This window comes from Pseudochrobactrum sp. XF203 (assembly GCF_020341615.1).
GTDB lineage: Bacteria > Pseudomonadota > Alphaproteobacteria > Rhizobiales > Rhizobiaceae > Pseudochrobactrum > Pseudochrobactrum saccharolyticum.
On record NZ_CP084392.1, the window covers coordinates 1,430,090 to 1,448,306 of the forward strand.

Annotated in this window: 17 protein-coding genes; 7 read left to right on the plus strand and 10 right to left on the minus strand. The window is 52.3% G+C overall.

The genetic code is table 11. The features are described 5' to 3' along the window. Positions 1–10 precede the first annotated feature (10 nt). Positions 11–1,012 carry a GlxA family transcriptional regulator gene (locus tag LDL70_RS06285; RefSeq protein WP_225687824.1) on the plus strand — a complete coding sequence of 334 codons (1,002 nt, stop codon included), beginning with the start codon at positions 11–13 and terminating at the stop codon, positions 1,010–1,012. Here LDL70_RS06285 and LDL70_RS06290 read toward each other — a convergent pair. Together LDL70_RS06290 and LDL70_RS06295 are read right to left on the minus strand one after the other, a co-directional pair. Next, positions 996–2,195, minus strand: a complete 1,200-nt coding sequence (locus LDL70_RS06290; protein ID WP_225687826.1) for a YbfB/YjiJ family MFS transporter — start codon at positions 2,193–2,195, stop codon at positions 996–998. The two genes, LDL70_RS06285 and LDL70_RS06290, sit on opposite strands and share 17 nt — an antisense overlap. Positions 2,196–2,340: 145 nt before the next feature. Further along, positions 2,341–3,555, minus strand: a complete 1,215-nt coding sequence (locus LDL70_RS06295; protein WP_075655334.1) for an NADP-dependent isocitrate dehydrogenase — start codon at positions 3,553–3,555, stop codon at positions 2,341–2,343. A gap of 340 nt (positions 3,556–3,895) precedes the next feature. Between LDL70_RS06295 and LDL70_RS06300 the strand changes: the two genes are divergently transcribed. From LDL70_RS06300 to LDL70_RS06315, 4 genes are all read left to right on the plus strand, one after another. Continuing rightward, positions 3,896–4,753, plus strand: coding sequence for an RNA methyltransferase (locus LDL70_RS06300; RefSeq protein WP_220159588.1), 858 nt, complete (start codon positions 3,896–3,898; stop codon positions 4,751–4,753). 12 nt (positions 4,754–4,765) lie between these two features. Next, complete coding sequence (gene murI, locus LDL70_RS06305) at positions 4,766–5,593, plus strand: glutamate racemase (protein WP_225687828.1); 828 nt, start codon at positions 4,766–4,768, stop codon at positions 5,591–5,593. A 144-nt stretch (positions 5,594–5,737) separates the two neighbouring features. Beyond that, positions 5,738–6,547, plus strand: a complete 810-nt coding sequence (locus LDL70_RS06310; RefSeq protein ID WP_225687830.1) for a MerR family transcriptional regulator — start codon at positions 5,738–5,740, stop codon at positions 6,545–6,547. 113 nt (positions 6,548–6,660) lie between these two features. Then, on the plus strand, positions 6,661–7,716 hold the full coding sequence (locus LDL70_RS06315; RefSeq protein ID WP_225687832.1) for an alpha/beta fold hydrolase: 1,056 nt from the start codon (positions 6,661–6,663) through the stop codon (positions 7,714–7,716). Positions 7,717–7,767: 51 nt separating this feature from the next. Here LDL70_RS06315 and LDL70_RS06320 read toward each other — a convergent pair whose 3' ends face one another. From LDL70_RS06320 to LDL70_RS06330, 3 genes are all read right to left on the minus strand, one after another. After that, positions 7,768–9,984 (minus strand): esterase-like activity of phytase family protein, encoded by a 2,217-nt coding sequence (locus tag LDL70_RS06320; protein ID WP_225687834.1) that lies wholly within the window; start codon positions 9,982–9,984, stop codon positions 7,768–7,770. Positions 9,985–10,122: 138 nt separating this feature from the next. Beyond that, positions 10,123–11,469 (minus strand): DNA polymerase IV, encoded by a 1,347-nt coding sequence (locus LDL70_RS06325; RefSeq protein WP_225688421.1) that lies wholly within the window; start codon positions 11,467–11,469, stop codon positions 10,123–10,125. A 115-nt stretch (positions 11,470–11,584) separates the two neighbouring features. Then, positions 11,585–11,884: a DUF3572 domain-containing protein gene (locus tag LDL70_RS06330; RefSeq protein ID WP_075655324.1), complete on the minus strand. Its 300-nt coding sequence runs from the start codon at positions 11,882–11,884 to the stop codon at positions 11,585–11,587. Between the two features lie 235 nt (positions 11,885–12,119). Here LDL70_RS06330 and LDL70_RS06335 point away from each other — a divergent pair, with 235 nt between their 5' ends. Both LDL70_RS06335 and LDL70_RS06340 read left to right on the plus strand, forming a co-directional pair. Further along, the gene (locus LDL70_RS06335; RefSeq protein WP_022712318.1) at positions 12,120–12,491 is read left to right on the plus strand and encodes a response regulator; all 372 of its coding nucleotides are present in this window, start codon (positions 12,120–12,122) and stop codon (positions 12,489–12,491) included. A gap of 111 nt (positions 12,492–12,602) precedes the next feature. Continuing rightward, the gene (locus tag LDL70_RS06340; RefSeq protein WP_370637782.1) at positions 12,603–12,914 is read left to right on the plus strand and encodes a VOC family protein; all 312 of its coding nucleotides are present in this window, start codon (positions 12,603–12,605) and stop codon (positions 12,912–12,914) included. Positions 12,915–13,017: 103 nt separating this feature from the next. On the opposite strand, the gene rpmG is transcribed toward LDL70_RS06340, so the two are convergent. From rpmG to rnr, 5 genes are all read right to left on the minus strand, one after another. Then, a complete protein-coding gene (gene rpmG / locus LDL70_RS06345) occupies positions 13,018–13,185 on the minus strand; it encodes a 50S ribosomal protein L33 (RefSeq protein ID WP_022712316.1) in 168 nt (55 codons plus the stop codon). A 101-nt stretch (positions 13,186–13,286) separates the two neighbouring features. After that, positions 13,287–14,480: an MFS transporter gene (locus LDL70_RS06350; protein WP_022712315.1), complete on the minus strand. Its 1,194-nt coding sequence runs from the start codon at positions 14,478–14,480 to the stop codon at positions 13,287–13,289. A gap of 5 nt (positions 14,481–14,485) precedes the next feature. Next, positions 14,486–15,259 (minus strand): NUDIX hydrolase, encoded by a 774-nt coding sequence (locus tag LDL70_RS06355; RefSeq protein ID WP_370637813.1) that lies wholly within the window; start codon positions 15,257–15,259, stop codon positions 14,486–14,488. A gap of 41 nt (positions 15,260–15,300) precedes the next feature. Continuing rightward, positions 15,301–15,753, minus strand: a complete 453-nt coding sequence (locus LDL70_RS06360; protein ID WP_028233962.1) for a DUF983 domain-containing protein — start codon at positions 15,751–15,753, stop codon at positions 15,301–15,303. A gap of 27 nt (positions 15,754–15,780) precedes the next feature. After that, positions 15,781–18,180 (minus strand): ribonuclease R, encoded by a 2,400-nt coding sequence (rnr, locus tag LDL70_RS06365; RefSeq protein WP_225687838.1) that lies wholly within the window; start codon positions 18,178–18,180, stop codon positions 15,781–15,783. Positions 18,181–18,217 lie beyond the last annotated feature (37 nt).

An 18,217-nucleotide genomic window follows, 5' to 3' on the forward strand; every position in this document is an offset into this window, starting at 1 on the left:
AAACAGGATTGTGAATAAGCCAAGCGGCACGACGATCCCAAAGATTATACCTGTCTATGTTGTTGTGCCGCCGCATATCCTGCTGCTGGATGTGGCGGGGCCGGTAGAAGTGCTGCGCCGCGCCAATGCGGAACAGCAGGACATTTTGTTTGATTATCATTTTGTCTCAACGCAAACGGAGCAGGTGAGTTCAATCGGGCTGGCTGTTGCAGGACTTGAACCATTGCCTGCACAGCTGCCGGATGATGCCTATATTCTTGTTTGCGGCACCATAACTGCACCGGCAGAGGCAATTGATCCTGAGCCGGAATACCGGCAATTGGCTACATGGCTGAAAACGGTCTTCCGGCCATCAATGCATCTGGTAACGATCTGCTCCGGTGCTCTGATCGCTGCACGTGCCGGTTTGTTCGATGGTTATGCCTGCACTACTCATGCGCTGTCTGTTGATGAGTTGCGTGAAATTGCTCCGGCGGCGCGTGTACTGGATAACCGGCTCTATGTGGAAGACGGTACGCGCTTTTCGAGTGCAGGTATCTCCACCGGAACTGACCTTATGCTGCATCTGGTGGCAAAGCTGACATCGCCGGTCGTAGCTCTGAATATTGCCCGTTACATGGTTGTCTATATCCGGCGTACTGGTGGCGAGCCGCAATTCTCGCCGTGGCTGAGCGGACGCAATCATATTCATCCGGCAATTCATCGCATTCAGGATGCGATTATTGCTGATCCGGTGCGGTGCTGGTCTCTGGCTGAACTGGCCGATACCGGTTTTATGAGTGTTCGCAATCTGTCACGTCTGTTTCAGGAGCATACTGGGCTGACGGTGACGGAATATGTCAATCTGATCCGTGTGACGTTGGCAAAGGATATTCTGACCAATTCGCCGCTGGATATGGAGAATATCGCCGAGAAAACCGGCTTTACCTCAGCCCGCCATCTGCGCCGTGTCTGGTCGAAATATAATGCGGTGCCGCCGAGCCATTATCGCCGGATTACCGGACAGGCGTAAGATCGCGTTGTGCAATACCACAAATCACTGCCAGCAATAACAATCCGGCTGAAGCCCACAGACCACTTGAGAGATTGTGCGTCAGGTCATTGATAAAGCCGATCAGCACAGGGCCGACAATTTGTCCGATTGAGAACATGACAGTCATCATGCCGATTGCTGCTGCCCAGCCTTCCGGTGGCAGATTGCGGCGCACATAGACTGTAGTTGAAGCAACAACTGCGAAAAAGGCACAACCGAAACCGGCAGCAGAAACCATCAGCAGAGGTGTGCCGGATGAGAAAATCGGCAGCAGAGATGCAATCAGCGTGACGAGCGAGAGCAGGGCAAAGCCATAGCCATGCAGCACTTTTTTCTGAATACCTGCACAAACCCATGGTGAGGAAATTGCGCCAAGCCCGATCACAAACCAGAAGGCCGATTGCAGCATGGCTCCGCCGCCGGAATTCTGCACCCATGCGATCATAAAGGTCATATAGGCAATATAACCGGCACCGACAAAGAGATATCCGGCCAGGATGCCGCTCATGGCTTTGTAATCAACACGGTAAGGTTTGCTTTTCTGATCCGGCTTGTAGAGCGCTACATGTTGGCCGCGCGCGCCGATCAGCAACAGAGCCAGAGGGGCGGCGATCAGCGCCAGCAAGGCCCATGCATAAGGCCATGAGCCTGCACCCAAATAGGCAATCAGATAGGGAATGACGAGGCCGGACAGGAAAATACCGATGCCCGGTCCTGCATAGAAAATACCGAGAATAACCGAACTGCGCTCAGGATGACGCTGTGCAAGACCGGTTGTCAGCAGGCCACCGGCCACAAAAGCCAGACCTGCACTGAGACCGGCAATAAATCGCAGCAGGTTGAGAATAAGCACATCGCGGAAGACCGCGCAGAATGCCAGCGAAGCGACAACCAGCCAGATATTGATGATCATCATTTTATAGGCACTGATATAGCGCAGCAGGCGCGATGCGAGCAAAGCGCCGAACAGATAGCCGATCCCGTTGCTGGTATTCATCCAGCCTGCATCCGCATAGGACCAGTGCAGATCGGCACGCATATCCGGCAGCACAAGCGCATAGGCAAAACGCGCAAACCCCAATCCCAGTGCCGGAACCATTGCTAAGGCCAGCACAACGGCTAAGGCATTTTCACTTTTTCCGAACGGGTCTTGGGTGGTCATTACAGGCATTCCGGTATTGTTTTACAGTATAACTTATAGCGGATTCACAGCTTGGCGGTGATGATTAATCCGCATGAGAGAGCGTGTTCAAATAGAAAAAGCCCCGCCTGATTATTCAGGCGGGGCTTTTACAAATCATGACTGATTAAGCAGCCATTGCTTTCTGCAGGTTTTCGTCGATCTTGTCGAGGAAGCCTGTTGTGGACAGCCAAGGCTGATCCGGACCGATCAGCAAAGCCAGATCCTTGGTCATGTAGCCGGATTCAACTGTGTCTACGCAGACTTTTTCCAGTGTATCGGCAAAGCGCTTCAGCTCGGCATTGTCGTCGAGCTTGGCGCGGTGCGCGAGGCCACGGGTCCATGCGAAGATCGAAGCGATCGAGTTGGTTGAGGTTTCCTCACCCTTCTGATGCTGACGATAGTGACGGGTTACAGTACCGTGAGCAGCTTCTGCTTCAACGGTCTTGCCATCCGGTGTCATCAGAACCGAGGTCATCAGGCCGAGCGAGCCGAAGCCCTGTGCCACGATGTCGGACTGCACGTCGCCGTCATAGTTCTTACAAGCCCAGACATAGCCGCCGGACCATTTCAGAGCCGAAGCAACCATGTCGTCGATCAGGCGGTGTTCGTACCAGATCTTGGCTTCTTTGAACTTCTCAGCAAATTCAGCCTGATACACTTCTTCAAAGATATCTTTGAAGCGGCCGTCATAGGCTTTGAGAATGGTGTTCTTGGTCGACAGATAAACCGGATAGCCGCGCTGCAGGCCGTAGTTCAGCGATGCGCGTGCGAATTCACGGATGGATTCGTCGATATTGTACATAGCCATAGCTACACCGGAGGATGGTGCATCATAGACTTCGTGTTCAATGGTTTCGCCGTCTTCACCAACGAATTTGATCGACAGCTTGCCTTTGCCCGGGAATTTGAAATCAGTCGCGCGGTACTGGTCACCGAAAGCATGACGGCCAACGATGATCGGCTGAGTCCAGCCCGGCACCAGACGTGGTACGTTTTTGCAGATGATTGGTTCGCGGAAAATTACGCCGCCGAGAATGTTGCGGATGGTGCCGTTTGGCGATTTCCACATTTTCTTGAGTTTGAACTCTTCAACGCGGGCTTCATCAGGGGTGATGGTGGCGCATTTCACACCAACGCCATGCTCTTTGATAGCATTTGCTGCGTCGATGGTAACCTGATCATTGGTTGCATCGCGGTGTTCTACCGACAGATCATAATATTTCAGATCGATGTCGAGATATGGATGGATGAGTTTGTCTTTGATAAACTGCCAGATGATGCGGGTCATCTCATCGCCGTCAAGCTCAACAACGGGATTTGCAACTTTGATCTTTGCCATTAAAACCTCTCCTTCATGAAGTTGCGCCTCTCATAGCACTGCTTAGGCGAGAGGCAAAGTGCTAACGACACCTTGAGAACAGGAATAATAAAAAACGCCGGAGATAACGGGTTTTTATACTGTCATAGGGCAATTTATTTGTTCACGATGGTGTGAGATTTGTTTGGCAACGGTGCATGAGAGAGCCGGTACAGGTTGCTGGCGATTCAGTTTTTTGAACTGAGACCTGTTTAATTATCATGCATGGTTTGAATTCCGTCACTCTTCCGTTTAAGAAAAGCGCGAAAAGCGCATGCGGAATGTCTCGTTTTGCGCGTGAAGTTTGAGTTTTGAGAAGATAATGGCCGGTACAGACAAACAGCGCCCGATGATTTCAGAAGGCCCAGCAATCATTCTTGTGGAGCCGCAATTGCCGGAAAATATCGGCATGGTGGCACGCGCTATGGCGAATTTCGGCCTCGGCGAATTGCGTCTGGTCAATCCGCGTGAAGCCTTTCCGAATGATAAAGCCCGCTCTGCCGCCAGCAAGGCCGATCATATTATTGACAGCGCGGTTCTCTATGATGATCTGCCGTCGGCACTGGCTGATCTGAATTTTGTCTATGCCACAACCGCACGCGAGCGTGACGGTTTCAAACAAGTGCGCGGTCCCGTGGAGGCAGGTAAAATCCTGCGCCAGAAATTCCGTACCGGTGAGAAAACCGGCATCATGTTCGGTCGTGAACGCGTCGGCCTGAAAAATGATGAAGTCGGTCTGGCCGATGAGCTGGTGACTTTTCCGGTCAATCCGGCATTTGCCTCGCTCAATATCGCGCAGGCTGTGTTGCTGATGTCCTATGAATGGATGAAGTCCGGTCTGGAAAATGAAACTGACACAGTTTTCCGCGGGCCTGAACTGCAACCGGCTAATAAAGAATATCTACACGGTTTCTTTAATCATTTGGAGGAAGCTCTGGATACGCGCGGTTATTTCCGCCCGGAAGCGCGCAAAGAGATTATGGTGAATAATCTGCGGGCAGTGCTGACCCGTCCGGCATTTGCGGAAGCTGAAATCCGCTTGCTGCGCGGCGTGCTGACCTCGCTGGATTATTTCTCACCGAAGAGCCCGCGTGGTTCCGGCGCGCCCGAAGGCCGCGCCAGAGTGCATAAAGACGAGACACAGAATACCGAGCAGGATAAACCGGACGAGAAGTCCTGAGGCAGGTTTGCGATGCACCATCTCGCGCAATTTACAGCAACCAATATTTCCAGCAGGCAGGATGCGCCGGTCATCGTTTTTGACAGCGGTATCGGCGGTCTGACTGTGTTGCGCGAGGCGCGGGTGCTGATGCCCGACCGCCATTTTATCTATGTGGCTGATGATGCGGGTTTTCCCTATGGTTCATGGGAAGAGCCGGCTTTGCGCGAGCGTATTGTCAGCCTGTTTGCTGATCTGATCCGCCGGTTTCATCCTCAGCTCTGCGTGATTGCCTGTAATACGGCGTCCACATTGGTGCTTGATGATCTGCGGCAGGCTTTTCCCGATACGCCTTTTGTCGGTACAGTTCCGGCGATTAAGCCTGCAGCTGAGCGCACACATTCCGGTCTTGTCTCGGTTCTGGCGACACCGGGCACGGTTAAACGCGCCTATACGCGTGATCTGATCCAGTCTTTCGCTACACAGTGCCATGTGCGCCTTGTCGGCGCTGACCGGCTTGCCACATTGGCCGAAGCGCATATTCGCGGCGAAAAGATTGATGATGAGCTGGTGCTTGAGCAAATCACGCCATGCTTCATTGAGAAAGACGGTAAGCGTACGGATATTGTTGTGCTTGCCTGCACGCATTATCCGTTTTTGGCCAATGTATTCCGCCGTTTAGCACCATGGCCGGTTGACTGGCTTGATCCGGCTGAAGCAATCGCCCGGCGTATGTTGTCGCTGTTGCCTGAGAATAAAGACAAGATTCTCCATCATCATGATGATCTGGCTGTGTTTACATCCGGAAAACCGGATTATGCGATCCGCCGCTTGTTGCAGGGCTTTGGCCTGCGGAACTAGAGCTAAGCAGCAAATTGCTATGTTGGCTTCCGGCGGGCAATCTTCACCATTCCTGCGGATAAAATCTTTTTTAAAGAAAGCACTTGACCTTAACCTAAGGGCAAGCCTGCATAACTTGTGCGATGATAGTCACAAGGAGAAAGCATGCTCACAATAGGACAAATGGCGCGCTCCCAAGGGGTAACGACAAAAACACTGCGCCATTATGACAGTATCGGTCTGTTCAGCCCCTGCCTGAGCGGGCAGGATAATGGCTACCGCTATTACCGGCCGGAGCAGATTGTAACACTGGGGCGCATTGTCTGGCTGAGGCAGCTTGGTATGGCGCTGGATGAGATCAAAACACTGGCTGCCAGCGGCGGTCTGGACAGTGTGGAGAAGATGCATGCAAGCCTGCAAAATCATGCAGTGCAGCTTGAAGCTGACATCAACCGCCGTCAGAAAACCCTCGATCATCTTTATCGCTATCTCGCACAACCGGAGCGTAAAATGCCTGAATTACAAAAGCCTGAACGTGTTTTCTTCGCTGCTCAACGGATTATCGGCATGTGCTGGTATCCTGAGGATGAGGGCAGCATCGCGCAAATGTGGGATCGTTTTGAAGCGCGTGAGCATGAGATTGAACGCCTGAATGAGCCTGTCGGTACTTTCGGCATTTGCCAGCCGCTGGAAGATGGCCAGTGGCGTTATATTGCGGGTCTTCCGGTTGGCGCAGATGCTGTGATTCCTGAAGGACTGGTCGCCATTGAAATTCCGGGGCGCTATTACGCGAAAGTTGAGCATCAGGGTGAAGTGACGACCTTGCCGGAAACATTCCGTGCGGCCTATTCGGAATGGCTGCCGAGTGCAGGTATGCAACCTGATGAAGGGCCGGAATTTGAATATAGCGGCGCGCGTTTTCTCGGGCCGATGAATCCTGAAAGCGTGACCGAGATCTATATTCCGCTGAAATAATCCGTATTCAAAAATGAAGTGATAAATGAGCGACCTTGATCATGTTTCAGGTCGCTCTTTTTATGATTGCATTGTACTGCCGGTAACGAAAAAGAATATCAGCGGAGATTGTAATGATAAAACAGACAGTTACTGTATTGGCAGCAGGGCTTGGTATTTTGACGCTGACAGGCAGTTTGGCCTCTGCAAATGAGCAGGTGGGTTTCCGGCAAACCGAACTGGCAGATAAGAGCGGCAAGCGTGATTTGAAAGTCGCGCTTTGGTATCCGGCATCCGACATAAAAGCAGCCGGGACTGTTGGTGAAAATCCGGTCTTTAAAGGCATTCAGGCAATGCCGGATGCTGCGCCTGACGGCAAAACGCATCCGCTTGTGGTGTTGTCGCATGGCTATGGCGGTAGCTGGCGTAACCTGAACTGGCTGGCAGGTGAGCTGGTCGGGCAGGGCTATATCGTTGCCGCGCCGGATCATCCGGGCACAACGACATTTAATCGTGACAAAGAGCAGGCTGCGCAGCTCTGGGAACGACCGTATGACCTTAGTCGTGTGATTGATGCTGTGACCACTGACAGCGCCTTAGCGGGCAAAGTTGAGCCAAGCCGCATTGCTGCGATTGGTCATTCACTCGGAGGCTGGTCGGTTGTGGCTCTGGTTGGCGCACAGTTTGACCCTGCGCGCTTTGACAGGGATTGCACAGAGCAGCCCAATCCGCGCACTTGTGGTCTGGCGAGTGAGCTGATTACCCCGCGAGGCGAAGTTGCGGCAGAAAAACTGAAAACAATGAAGGCCGATCCGCGTGTTGGTGCGATTGTCACGCTCGATCTGGGCTTGGCGCGCGGTTTCACACCGGAGAGCCTGAACAGCATTACTATACCGGCGCTGATTTTTGGGGCAGGCGTTGATATTGGTGATCTGCCTGCGAAACTGGAATCCGGCTATGTCGCTTCCAATATGTCAGCAAAAACTGCGCAATATGTTGAGATTGCGGATGCCATGCATTTCAGCTTCATGCAGATATGCAAGGCCGGTGCATCAGAACTTATCGAGGCAGAAACCCCGGGAGACGGTATTGTCTGTAAAGACGGCGGAGAGCGCGGCCGCGAGGCAATACATCGTGGAGTCGCTGATATGATTATTGCATTTCTGGCGAAATCACTACCTGCAAAATGATAAGAAAAAGGCCGCTAAATAGCGGCCTTTCTTTTGAGAGCCTTGGGAGGCTTATTTTGCTTTTAACTCACTGACTTTGCCGACGGTGAAGAACTGGGTTTCACCATTGGAGTCATCCACACCGTCATTATCAGTCACAACATAGCCGATGCCGTTTTTGTCGATGGCGAAGCCTTCAAGTTTATCCGGAACAAAACCGTTGAGCTTCTTGAGGTCAGGAATGAAATCATAGACCAGTGTTTTGCTGACAAGCTGCAGTTTCTCACCGATCTTCGCTGGCTTCAGATCAGCCAGAGCCACTTTGTAGAGGCGCTTGTTGACAGCTTCATTGCCGATCAGGTTATCACGCTCAACGATATAGAGCTGACCGTCATGGGCAGTGATTTCCGACAGGCCGACCCAGCCTTTTTCTTTCTTATCCAGCGGATAGGAAACGGCAGCCCATTCTTCGCTCTTCAGATTGTAGCTGAGGATTTTGACATTGCCCTTTTCGTCGTCAGCCCATTCGCGCTGTACAACCATCCAGAGCGTTTCATTGTCGCCTTCACCGGTGCGGGTGATGCCTTCAAGACCGAAACGGGTTTGATGCTTGAGCAGGTCTTCAGGCAAAGCGATTTCTTTTTTGATCTCGCCTTTATCATTCACATTGAGAATGGCATGCGGCACCAGTTTCTTCTGGTCGCCTTCATTAGCCAGCCAGAAACCGCCTTTGCCATCGGTCGTAATGCCTTCAAGATCAATCTTTTGCGCTGCATCCTTACCGCGCTTGACGAGCAGCGCAGAGGTGATTTTCGCAGGCTTCTGATTGGCGTCAATCGTGTAGATTGTCGGCGCAGCAAAATAAGCAGAGTCAGAGACTGCATAGAGAATGCCATCTTTGCTTTCATCAGCAACCAGACCGGAGAGCGCGCCCCAGGCGATTGGTGTGCCTTCTTCCGTCAGTTCGGAAACCAGCTGCGGATAATCTGCGGCTTTGTCCTGCAATTCATAAATCATCACATGGGAGCGGGCGGCGCCGTCTTCACCCAGATCAGTTTCATTGGCTGTGACCAGCAGGTTGCGTGACGGGATCGCCAGCACACCTTCAGGGCCGATGCCTGATGGCAGCAGCTGAACGAATTCAGGATCTTTACCGGTATCTTTATAAACACCGACCATTGAGCCACGCTCGCTGGCAACGAAGAGATAGTTGGTCTCGCCAAAACGACCGACTTCGGCACCTTCCAGCTCAACACCTTTCTTGTTGCGCTTTTCCGGATAATGGCCGTGCGCAGCAATCTTGTGCTCCAGCGTATTGCCGGATTCGTAAGTCACCTTGCCGGTCTTGTCGAAGATCGTGAAGCCGCGGGAGCCGCCTTTATAATCGCCTTCATTGGCGGTCAGCAGACGGTCATCGCCAATCCATTTGATAGTGTCCGGCTCGCGGGCGACATTTTTCATCTCGCCGTTAAATTTAATCTGGCCGTCTTTCTTGGTATCGATCTTGTCGAGGTCAACAGAACCGGCAGAAAAATGTGCCGTGATCTTGCCGGAAGCAGCATCGACGATCGCAATATGGTTGTTTTCCTGAAGGGTAACAGCAATTTCATTCTTGCTGTTGATGGAAACAAATTCCGGTTCCGGATCTTCCGGTGCAACTTCTGCAATACCGGTCAGATCAACCACTTTCATGGTTTTGCAATCCGGTGTGCCGTCTTTGAGATTGAGAATAACCAGATTACCGGCTGGCAGCTGTGGCAGCTCACCGTCATTCAGGTCTTCATCGCGCTCATTTTCAATGGCAACGGCGAGGAATGTCTTGTCTGGTGAAACGGCTACCGAATCCGGCTGGCCGCCGAGATCGCAGCTCATTTCAACCTTGCGCGATGCAATATCAATGACATCCAGACGGCCTGACGGCTTCACATAGCTTTCAGATGTGTTGACACCGGCGAAAACGCGCTTGCCTGCAACGGCGACCGATGTCGGCTCGCCTTCAACTTTAAGAACGCCGCCGGCTTTAGGGTTTTTAGGATCGGTAATATCAACAAAACCGATGCCGCCATACGGACTGTCGGAATAGATCAGCATATTGCCATCTTCCGAAACAGTAATGATTTCAGAGGAGGTTGCCGCTTTGGCATCTGCATCTTTCGGCAGGTTATCGGCGACTGCAAAGCTGGCGATGCGATTGAAAACCGGCTCAGCCGAAGCGGAAAAAGCAACGGAACTTGCCAGAGTGGCAGTAAGAGCGGTGATGAGAGAAAGTCTCAAAGAACAGCGCGACATGATATCCTCAGATGTTGCATTGAAGTCTGAGGTGCTTTTTGCCGCTCGTTGTTACAGCCCAATGTCATTTCCATGAAGAAATGATGACATAGCTTTTATTAGCAATTTAATCGCTGGAAAACCGCAGTCAGGCCAAACCTATTTATCAGACGGTGTCTGCGGTCGTGCGAGGTTGCCTTTGCCGAATGTATAGCCGGTTTCCACTGTCTTCGAGCCGAATTTTGAGCGCAGCTTATCAATGGCAGTTTCAGCCGCCGCACGCTTACCGGCTTTGATATCCACCAGATCAGGCGGATCGGCTTTCACCGGATCGGTGAGGTCGGTCACGCCGATGCCGAGCAGGCGATATTTTGTGCCGTCAATTTCCTTTTGCAGCATATAAAGACCGGTGCGGAAAATCCTGTCGGCAAGCTGCGTAGGATCGCTCAGACGATGATTGCGTGTACGGCTCTGAAAATCCTTGGTCTTGAGCTTCAGCATCACTGTATGACCGGCAATCTCGCCATGTTTAAGCCGTCCGGCCACTTTTTCCGATAACGCACGCAGAACCGGCACCAGCTCTTCAGCCTTGGCGATATCAATATCAAACGTGGTTTCATTGGAGATGCTTTTCATCTCGCTTTCCGGCTGGACTGTGCGCGTGTCCATGCCGCGGGAGAGGCGGTAGAGACGCTGCCCCATCACGCCATAGGACTTCATCAGCGCAGATTCTTCCATTTGCTGGAGCTGTCCAATGGTCTGAATACCGTCAGCATTGAGTTTGGCATTAAGCGCCTTGCCGACACCCCAGATCATACCGACCGGCTTAGGCTTCAGAAAATCCAGTGTTTCCTTTTCTCCGATCACCGAGAAACCACGCGGCTTCTCCATATCTGAGGCAAGTTTCGCCAGAAATTTGCAATAGGACAAGCCGACAGAAACGGTGATGCCGATTTCCTGTTCAATCCGGCGGGCGAATTCTGCCAGCACAAGGGCAGGCGGCGCACGGTGCAATTTGGCCGTACCGCGCAAATCCAGAAATGCCTCATCAATCGAAAGCGGTTCGACCAATGGTGTGAGATCAAACATCATCTGGCGAATCTGATGCCCGACCTTGCGGTATTTCTCCATATTTGGCTTAACGAATATCGCCTGCGGGCAGAGTTCAATGGCTTTGAAAGTCGGCATGGCAGAACGCACGCCGTGAATACGCGCAATATAGCAGCAGGTGGAAACCACACCACGCTTGCCACCGCCGACAATCACCGGCTTGTCACGCAGTTCAGGATTGTCGCGTTTTTCAATTGATGCGTAAAAAGCATCGCAATCAATATGTGCAAAGCTTAAATCATAAAGCTCTTCATGGCGCACCAGACGCGGACTACCGCAAGCGCTGCAGCGTGGTCTCTGTTCACTACGGCGTTTTTTCTGCACAGTCAGGCAGTCGCGGCAGAAACCTGCCTGCGGATCGGCCTCAGCAAAATAACCGGAAACACCGTTGACCATCGTAAAAACCTGTAGCATGATCCGAACATAAGTGGAACATTTGCACAATACAGGCAGATGATTTCAAGCGCCAGCGAATTTTATACACAATCTGCAGCGATGCAGGAGGTCGCACTTACATGGATTGGTCGTAAGCGCTGTCGCCGTTCGGCAGAAAGCGCAGTGCCTGATTCATGCTCTCCGGCTTATGGCCGGTGGCTTCACAAAACTGCATGAGCGTTGGCTCATGTGCCAGATAGAACTGCAAAACACCGGTCAGAAAAGCCGGTTCACCTGCGGCTTCGCGGATAGATGAGACTTCAATGCCGGTGAGGGACAAAAAGCGATTCATCAGATCCGGCTGCTGCGCCAGAAAGACCAGAGCTTCAATGGCCAGATTTTCAGCATCGCTTTGATTCAAGATGGTTTTTGACATTTTATATCCGGCTGGCTTTTACGTTTTGGCAACTGTAATTGCATCTTTAGCTGTATGAAAGCTGTTTAGGAGCATTTTGGTCATTGTTCAATGCTATGCTGATGGGGTTGGAATAATCATGGTCTCTGTGTGCTGTACCCGTGCGTGGTAATTGACGTGAGCCGAAAACTACGAAATGCTGCGGCCAGCACGCAGATATATTCAGACAATGTTCTGAGTAATAAGGTATTTTTTCATGACCAAAAAAGTAATGATCGTCGAAGACAATGAGCTGAATATGAAGCTTTTCCGCGATCTGATTGAAGCCAGCGGTTATGAAACCATCCGTACGCGCAATGGTCTTGAAGCTATGGATTTGGCGCGAATCCACCATCCCGACCTGATTTTGATGGATATTCAGCTGCCGGAAGTCTCCGGCCTTGAAGTCACAAAATGGCTGAAAGAAGATGACGACCTGAAAGCCATTCCGGTTATTGCCGTCACAGCCTTTGCTATGAAGGGCGATGAAGAGCGTATTCGTCAGGGCGGTTGCGAAGCCTATATTTCCAAGCCGATCTCCGTGCCGCGCTTTATTGAGACGATCAAGTCCTATCTCGGCGACCTGTAGTTACAGGATTTCGCCTTACTGAGGTGAATGATGAAAATTCCTACGTTCCGCATTGTAAGGCCGACAGATAATCCGGATGCACTGCTTCCCTTTTATCGGGATGGTTTAGGAATGACAGTTCTTGATAGTTTTCAGGATCATGACGGTTTTGACGCGATCATTATGGGGCGTGAAAATGTGCCCTATCATTTTGCATTTACACGCACTGCTAAGCATCAGGCCGGTAAAGCACCAACCAAAGAGAATCTGCTGGTTTTTTATTTGCCGGATCATGCCGAGTGGGAAAATGCTGTTGAGCGTATGAAAGCGACCGGCTTTGTGCCTGTGAGCGCCTTCAATCCCTATTGGGACAAGAAAGGGGTAACTTTCGAAGATCCGGACGGTTACCGTATTGTTTTGCAGCAAACAGATTGGGCGCCTTAATTACGGTTCCGACACAAATTACCAATCGGAAATGCTCTGTATTCAGACAATAAAAAACCCGGGCTGATAACAGCCCGGGTTTTTTTTATAACCGAAACCAGAATTATTTGATTTTGGTTTCTTTGAATTCGACGTGTGCCTTAGCAACCGGGTCGTATTTACGCTTTGTCATTTTTTCAGTCATTGTACGGCTGTTCTTCTTGGTTACGTAGAAGAAGCCTGTGTCTGCGGTCGACAACAGCTTGATTTTAATTGTTGTAGCCTTAGCCATAACGATATCCTGCTCTTTTAAATAATAAAACCGCCTGCTTGTCCGGCGATTTCATCCGGGTGCGGGAATTTGGCGCGACACTACGGATACACGCCGAAAAGTCAAGCCCGCTGTTTACGAACTACCAGTCTGATAAGCAGAATTATGATAAATGCTGCAAAAAAGAGTGATAAAGTGACCGGGAAACCTGTTGCTCCCAGCAAATCCATACCGACACCGGCTGCCTGAGGGCCTGCCAGCATACCGATGCCATAGCAGAAAATGAACGCGGCATTGGCCGAAGCAAGCTCACGTCCCTGCAATTGCGAACCAAGATGGGCGAGGCCGACAGTGTAAAGACCGGCAACTACACCGCCCCAGATCAACAGCAGAACTGCCATCAGATACCAGTTTGTGACAACATAAGGCAGCAGCACCATACCGGCAAAACCGATAATAGCACAAATCAGCAGCAGAATACGGCGGTCGCCGATGCGGTCGGAGACGAGGCCGAGCGGAATCTGCATCAGCACATTGCCGAGACCGACCATAGTCAGCAGCAGCGCGGCATCGCCTTCATTGAGGCCGACACGCGTGCCAAAGACTGGAAACAGGGCAAAGCCGCCGGTTTCCACTGCACCATAGACGAAGACCGCCATTGTCGCTGCCGGAACCGCGAAAATATAAGGCATGAAGGGAACATGTTCCCCTTCCTCAAATTCAGGGCTGTCTTTACTGGCAATCATGACAGGGAAGGCTGCCAGCGCAATGATGACGATACCGATACCAAATGGCATGAAGCCGCCGCTGCCGATGATTGAGAACAACCACGGGCCGACTGCGAAGCCGAGTGAAAGACAGGTCGCGTATATACCAAGCACCAGTCCGCGTTTGGCCGGCGGGGCAGAGGTATTGACCCAATATTCAGACAGCACAAACAGCACTGTGAGCGCGAAATGCAAGGAAACGCGCAGTGCAAACCATGCAATAATATTCGGAAACAGATAGAAACCGAGGAAGGACAGACCGCTGATGAACAGCATCAGCATCATCGAACGGGCAACGCCCAGATAGGAGCCGATACGCGCGGATAGCGCTGCGCCGAACAGCGATGCAAGACCGGCAACAGCCGTATTTGCACCGATGGTGCTGGCTGAATAGCCACGGCTTTCCAGAAGCACACTCAGCAGCGGAATACCAAGGCCGATCGCTGCACCAACGGCACTGATCGTGGCAATGGCTGCGCCAAGAGAGCGCCATTGCGTTGGTTGAAGTACCTCTGATGCGGGTTCAGTTGAAAGATGGTCTTGCTGCATGAAACTTAAATCACCTCACGGACATGACGGCCATGCCGTTTACGATAGAACGGAACCGGATATATAGAGGACAAATCCCTGTCTTCGAGCAGGAGTTTTTCGATATCCCGCAAAATAATGCGCGTAATCGCTGCAATATTGAGATTAAAGGCCTCGGAAAAGCTCACAAATTTCAAATCAGACAATTCCGGCTCATTATAAGCAGATGATTCTATAGCGCTTATGTCAGCCGGATTGTGGTTTCGGGCAGGGAGCTCCGGGCTGATTTCATCCAGAAAACTGGCAAAGAAACGCGCATCATAGCGGCGTACATGACCGGGCGGCGTGATCGCGCGCGCCACATAACGCAGCTGCGATAAATCGGGCAGGTGATTGCTGCGGGCAAAGCCTGTCCACGGATGCGTTTGCGCATCATCATGCGGCGTACCGAGCAACAGGCCGGTTTCCTCATAGGTTTCGCGTATTGCAGTCATTGCAAGCGCACGCGCGCGTTGTGTGCTGGCACGTTTGCCAAGTCCTGCCAGCAATTTTATTTCATCCTGCGGCCTGAGGCTGTTGGCAGCATTAATTCTGGCGTCCTGCGCTTCTGTACCGCCGCCGGGGAAGACAAACATATCCGGCATGAAATGCATCGCACGGGCGCGGCGCCCCATGAGAATACGCGGCTCATTGCCGTTGCGGTCGATGAGGATGAGTGAGGCAGCATCACGCGGCCGGAGAATGCGGGATGCTGCTGTGCCCTGATTACTCAAAGCTGTCGCATCATCCGGCCGGTGCATATCCTGCAAAGTGTGGTCTGTTTTATGTCCTGACATTTGCGTCAGATATATTCCTGCTGACTTTCTTTATCAAAGCCATGCATATAAAGCGCCCATTGCAGGCCGATGGTGGCACCTTTAATCGGTTGCAGCAGCACCAGTGACATCAGAATGGTCACCGGCCCCCAGATGGCCAGATGCCCCCAGAGTGACAGGCCGCCCATATTTTCCACCATCATGAACAGCGCGACCACGACGTGGCCGACAATCAGCACGGTCAGATAGGCAGGCAGATCATCGGCGCGCTGAGGTGTGTAATCTTCATTACAGACAGAGCAATTAGCGACCGGACGCAGGAAGGAGCGGAACAGTTTGCCGTCACCGCAATGCGGGCAGCGGGAGAGAAAACCGCGCTGCATGGCTTGTCCCAACGGGCGCGGGGTGCGGGCGGGCTTTGTCTTTTCGCCGCCGAAAACCTGCGTTTCCGTCTGTGTCAGGGTCTGATCGCTGCTCATCATCGTCTCCCAATACCTGTGTCGGGGTTATCTTTTGCTTTTACGCGAAATATGGGCTGGTTTGCCTCTGGCCGGACCGCCGGTGCGGGATTTCCCCGCCTTGCGGCTGAATTTGGTAGCTTTGTGGTGCGATTGCAAGGATGCAGGCAGCAAACGCGGTTCTGTCAGCATTTCAAAACGCAGTGCTCCGGCAACCGGCTGCGCTTCAACCAGCCGTACTTCCACACTGTCACCAAGACGATAGCCTTTGCCTGACCGTTCACCGGCGACAGAATGACCGGCTTCATCATAGTGATAATATTCCCGGCCCAAAGTGGAAATGGGAATAAAGCCGTCGGCACCATATGTCGCAAGGGTCACAAACAGACCGGCTTTGGTCACACCCTGCACACGCGCCTGAAACTCATTGCCAACCTGTTCGGCCAGATGATGGGCGATCAGACGGTCTGTCGTTTCACGCTCGGCCAGCATGGCACGGCGCTCTGTCTGGGAAATGCTGAGCGCAATGGCAGGCAATTCGCCAATCTCGTCATTGCTCAGACCATCGGGTCCCAGATTGAGCGCGCGGATCAGCGCACGATGGACGATCAGGTCAGCATAACGGCGGATCGGCGAGGTGAAATGCGCGTAATGGCGCAGATTCAAACCGAAATGGCCGATATTATCGGTATTATATTCGGCCTGACTTTGCGAGCGCAGCACCACCTGATTGACCAGTTCTTCATGGTCTGTACCCCGAACACGGGACAAAATGCCGTTGAACTGGCTCGGGCGCAGTTCCGCACCGCGGGCAAGGCTGATTTCCAGTGTTTTGAGGAAGTCACGCAGAGATTCCTGCTTGGTCAGCGACGGCAGATCGTGAATACGATAGATCAGCGGCTGGTTTTTGGCTTCCAGTGTTTCAGCGGCGGCGACATTGGCCTGAATCATAAATTCTTCAATGAGCTTATGTGCATCGAGCCGGTCAGGCACAATAACTTTCAGCACCTGTCCCTGATCGTCGAGGATCAGTTTCTTCTCCGGCAGATCAAGCTCCAGCGGCTCGCGCTTGTCGCGGGCTTTTTTCAGCGCCGCATAGGCCTTCCACAGCGGCTTCAGACTGATATCAATAACGCGTTCGGTCTTCTCATCCAGTGCGCCGTCAATGGCCGCCTGAGCCTGCTGGTAGGCGAGGCGGGCAATAGAGCGCATCATGATGCGGTGGAAGCTGTGCGAGCGTTTGCGGCCATCTGCACCGATGATAATGCGCACCGCCATGGCCGGACGGTCAACACCTTCACGCAGCGAGCATAAATCATTGGAGATGCGTTCCGGCAGCATCGGCACCACGCGGTCAGGGAAATAGACCGAATTACCGCGCTTCAGTGCTTCATGGTCAAGCGAGGAACCGTGCTGCACATAATGGCTGACATCGGCAATCGCCACGACAATGACAAAGCCACCTTCATTGGCCGGATCAGTGTCCGGTTCGGCAAAAACCGCATCGTCATAGTCTTTAGCGTCAGCCGGATCGATGGTGACCAGCGGCAGTGAGCGCCAGTCCTCACGATGCGCCATTGTTGCAGGCTTGGCATTTTCCGCCTGCTCAATCGCTCTTTCAGGGAAAATATGCGGTATTTCATATTCGTGAATCGCAATCATCGACAGCGCTTTTTCACTGCCGATTGAGCCGATCACCTGTTCAATCTTACCCTGCGGCAGACCAAAGCGGCTTTTCTGATGCGGGATCGCCTCAACCAGATCACCCGGCTCAGCACCGTTCAGATGTTGCGCATCAATGCTGATTTCACTCTGTTTGCGGTTGACCGGCTCAAGACGGTATTCGCCGCTCTGCAACTGGCGCAAAACACCAAGCACGGCATTGTCGCGTTTTTCCAGCTTTTTGATGACGCGGCCGGTATAGGGCGCGGCGCTTTTATCGGAGCTGGCAAAGATTTTCGCCAGAACCTGATCGCCAACACCAACCGTCGGGCCTTTATCCTTGTGTGTGCGGCGCAGCAGTACCAGCGGCGCTGCTGTTTCACCATTCCACTCAATCGGACGTGCAATCAAGCCGCCATCGCTGTCGCGACCGGTAATGGTCAGCGGAGCAATTGGAGGCAGGGTATTCGGGCGTGACAGTTTCTTGGCGCGCTTTTCCACCTGTCCGTCATCGGCCAGTTCACGCAGAATATCTTTGAGATAAATGCGGGCATCACCCTTGAGATTGAACGCCTTGGCGATATCACGCTTGGCAGCGCGATCCGGATTTTCAGTGATGAAAGTGAGGATATCTTCCTTCGTCGGAAGATAGGCTTCCGAGAGCGGCTTCACTTTGGATTTACCGGAAAAGCTCTTGTTGTTTTTTGCGCCCTTCTGGTTTTTTTGTTTGCCTGAGCCGCTGTTACGGTCAGATGAAGGGTCTATTCTGCGAGCCAATCCGGTCATCCTTAATATTTACTTTTCATAAAGTCCTGAAAACTCT

What these genes read in the sequence shown, in the direction of transcription:
- LDL70_RS06290 (WP_225687826.1), bottom strand. Translation starts at nt 2,195, where the DNA reads ATGACCACCCAAGACCCGTTCGGAAAAAGTGAAAATGCCTTAGCCGTT.
- LDL70_RS06295 (WP_075655334.1), bottom strand. Translation starts at nt 3,555, where the DNA reads ATGGCAAAGATCAAAGTTGCAAATCCCGTTGTTGAGCTTGACGGCGAT.
- LDL70_RS06300 (WP_220159588.1), top strand. Translation starts at nt 3,896, where the DNA reads ATGGCCGGTACAGACAAACAGCGCCCGATGATTTCAGAAGGCCCAGCA.
- murI (WP_225687828.1), top strand. Translation starts at nt 4,766, where the DNA reads ATGCACCATCTCGCGCAATTTACAGCAACCAATATTTCCAGCAGGCAG.
- LDL70_RS06310 (WP_225687830.1), top strand. Translation starts at nt 5,738, where the DNA reads ATGCTCACAATAGGACAAATGGCGCGCTCCCAAGGGGTAACGACAAAA.
- LDL70_RS06315 (WP_225687832.1), top strand. Translation starts at nt 6,661, where the DNA reads ATGATAAAACAGACAGTTACTGTATTGGCAGCAGGGCTTGGTATTTTG.
- LDL70_RS06320 (WP_225687834.1), bottom strand. Translation starts at nt 9,984, where the DNA reads ATGTCGCGCTGTTCTTTGAGACTTTCTCTCATCACCGCTCTTACTGCC.
- LDL70_RS06325 (WP_225688421.1), bottom strand. Translation starts at nt 11,469, where the DNA reads ATGGTCAACGGTGTTTCCGGTTATTTTGCTGAGGCCGATCCGCAGGCA.
- LDL70_RS06330 (WP_075655324.1), bottom strand. Translation starts at nt 11,884, where the DNA reads ATGTCAAAAACCATCTTGAATCAAAGCGATGCTGAAAATCTGGCCATT.
- LDL70_RS06335 (WP_022712318.1), top strand. Translation starts at nt 12,120, where the DNA reads ATGACCAAAAAAGTAATGATCGTCGAAGACAATGAGCTGAATATGAAG.
- LDL70_RS06340 (WP_370637782.1), top strand. Translation starts at nt 12,603, where the DNA reads ATGACAGTTCTTGATAGTTTTCAGGATCATGACGGTTTTGACGCGATC.
- rpmG (WP_022712316.1), bottom strand. Translation starts at nt 13,185, where the DNA reads ATGGCTAAGGCTACAACAATTAAAATCAAGCTGTTGTCGACCGCAGAC.
- LDL70_RS06350 (WP_022712315.1), bottom strand. Translation starts at nt 14,480, where the DNA reads ATGCAGCAAGACCATCTTTCAACTGAACCCGCATCAGAGGTACTTCAA.
- LDL70_RS06355 (WP_370637813.1), bottom strand. Translation starts at nt 15,259, where the DNA reads ATGCACCGGCCGGATGATGCGACAGCTTTGAGTAATCAGGGCACAGCA.
- LDL70_RS06360 (WP_028233962.1), bottom strand. Translation starts at nt 15,753, where the DNA reads ATGAGCAGCGATCAGACCCTGACACAGACGGAAACGCAGGTTTTCGGC.
- rnr (WP_225687838.1), bottom strand. Translation starts at nt 18,180, where the DNA reads ATGACCGGATTGGCTCGCAGAATAGACCCTTCATCTGACCGTAACAGC.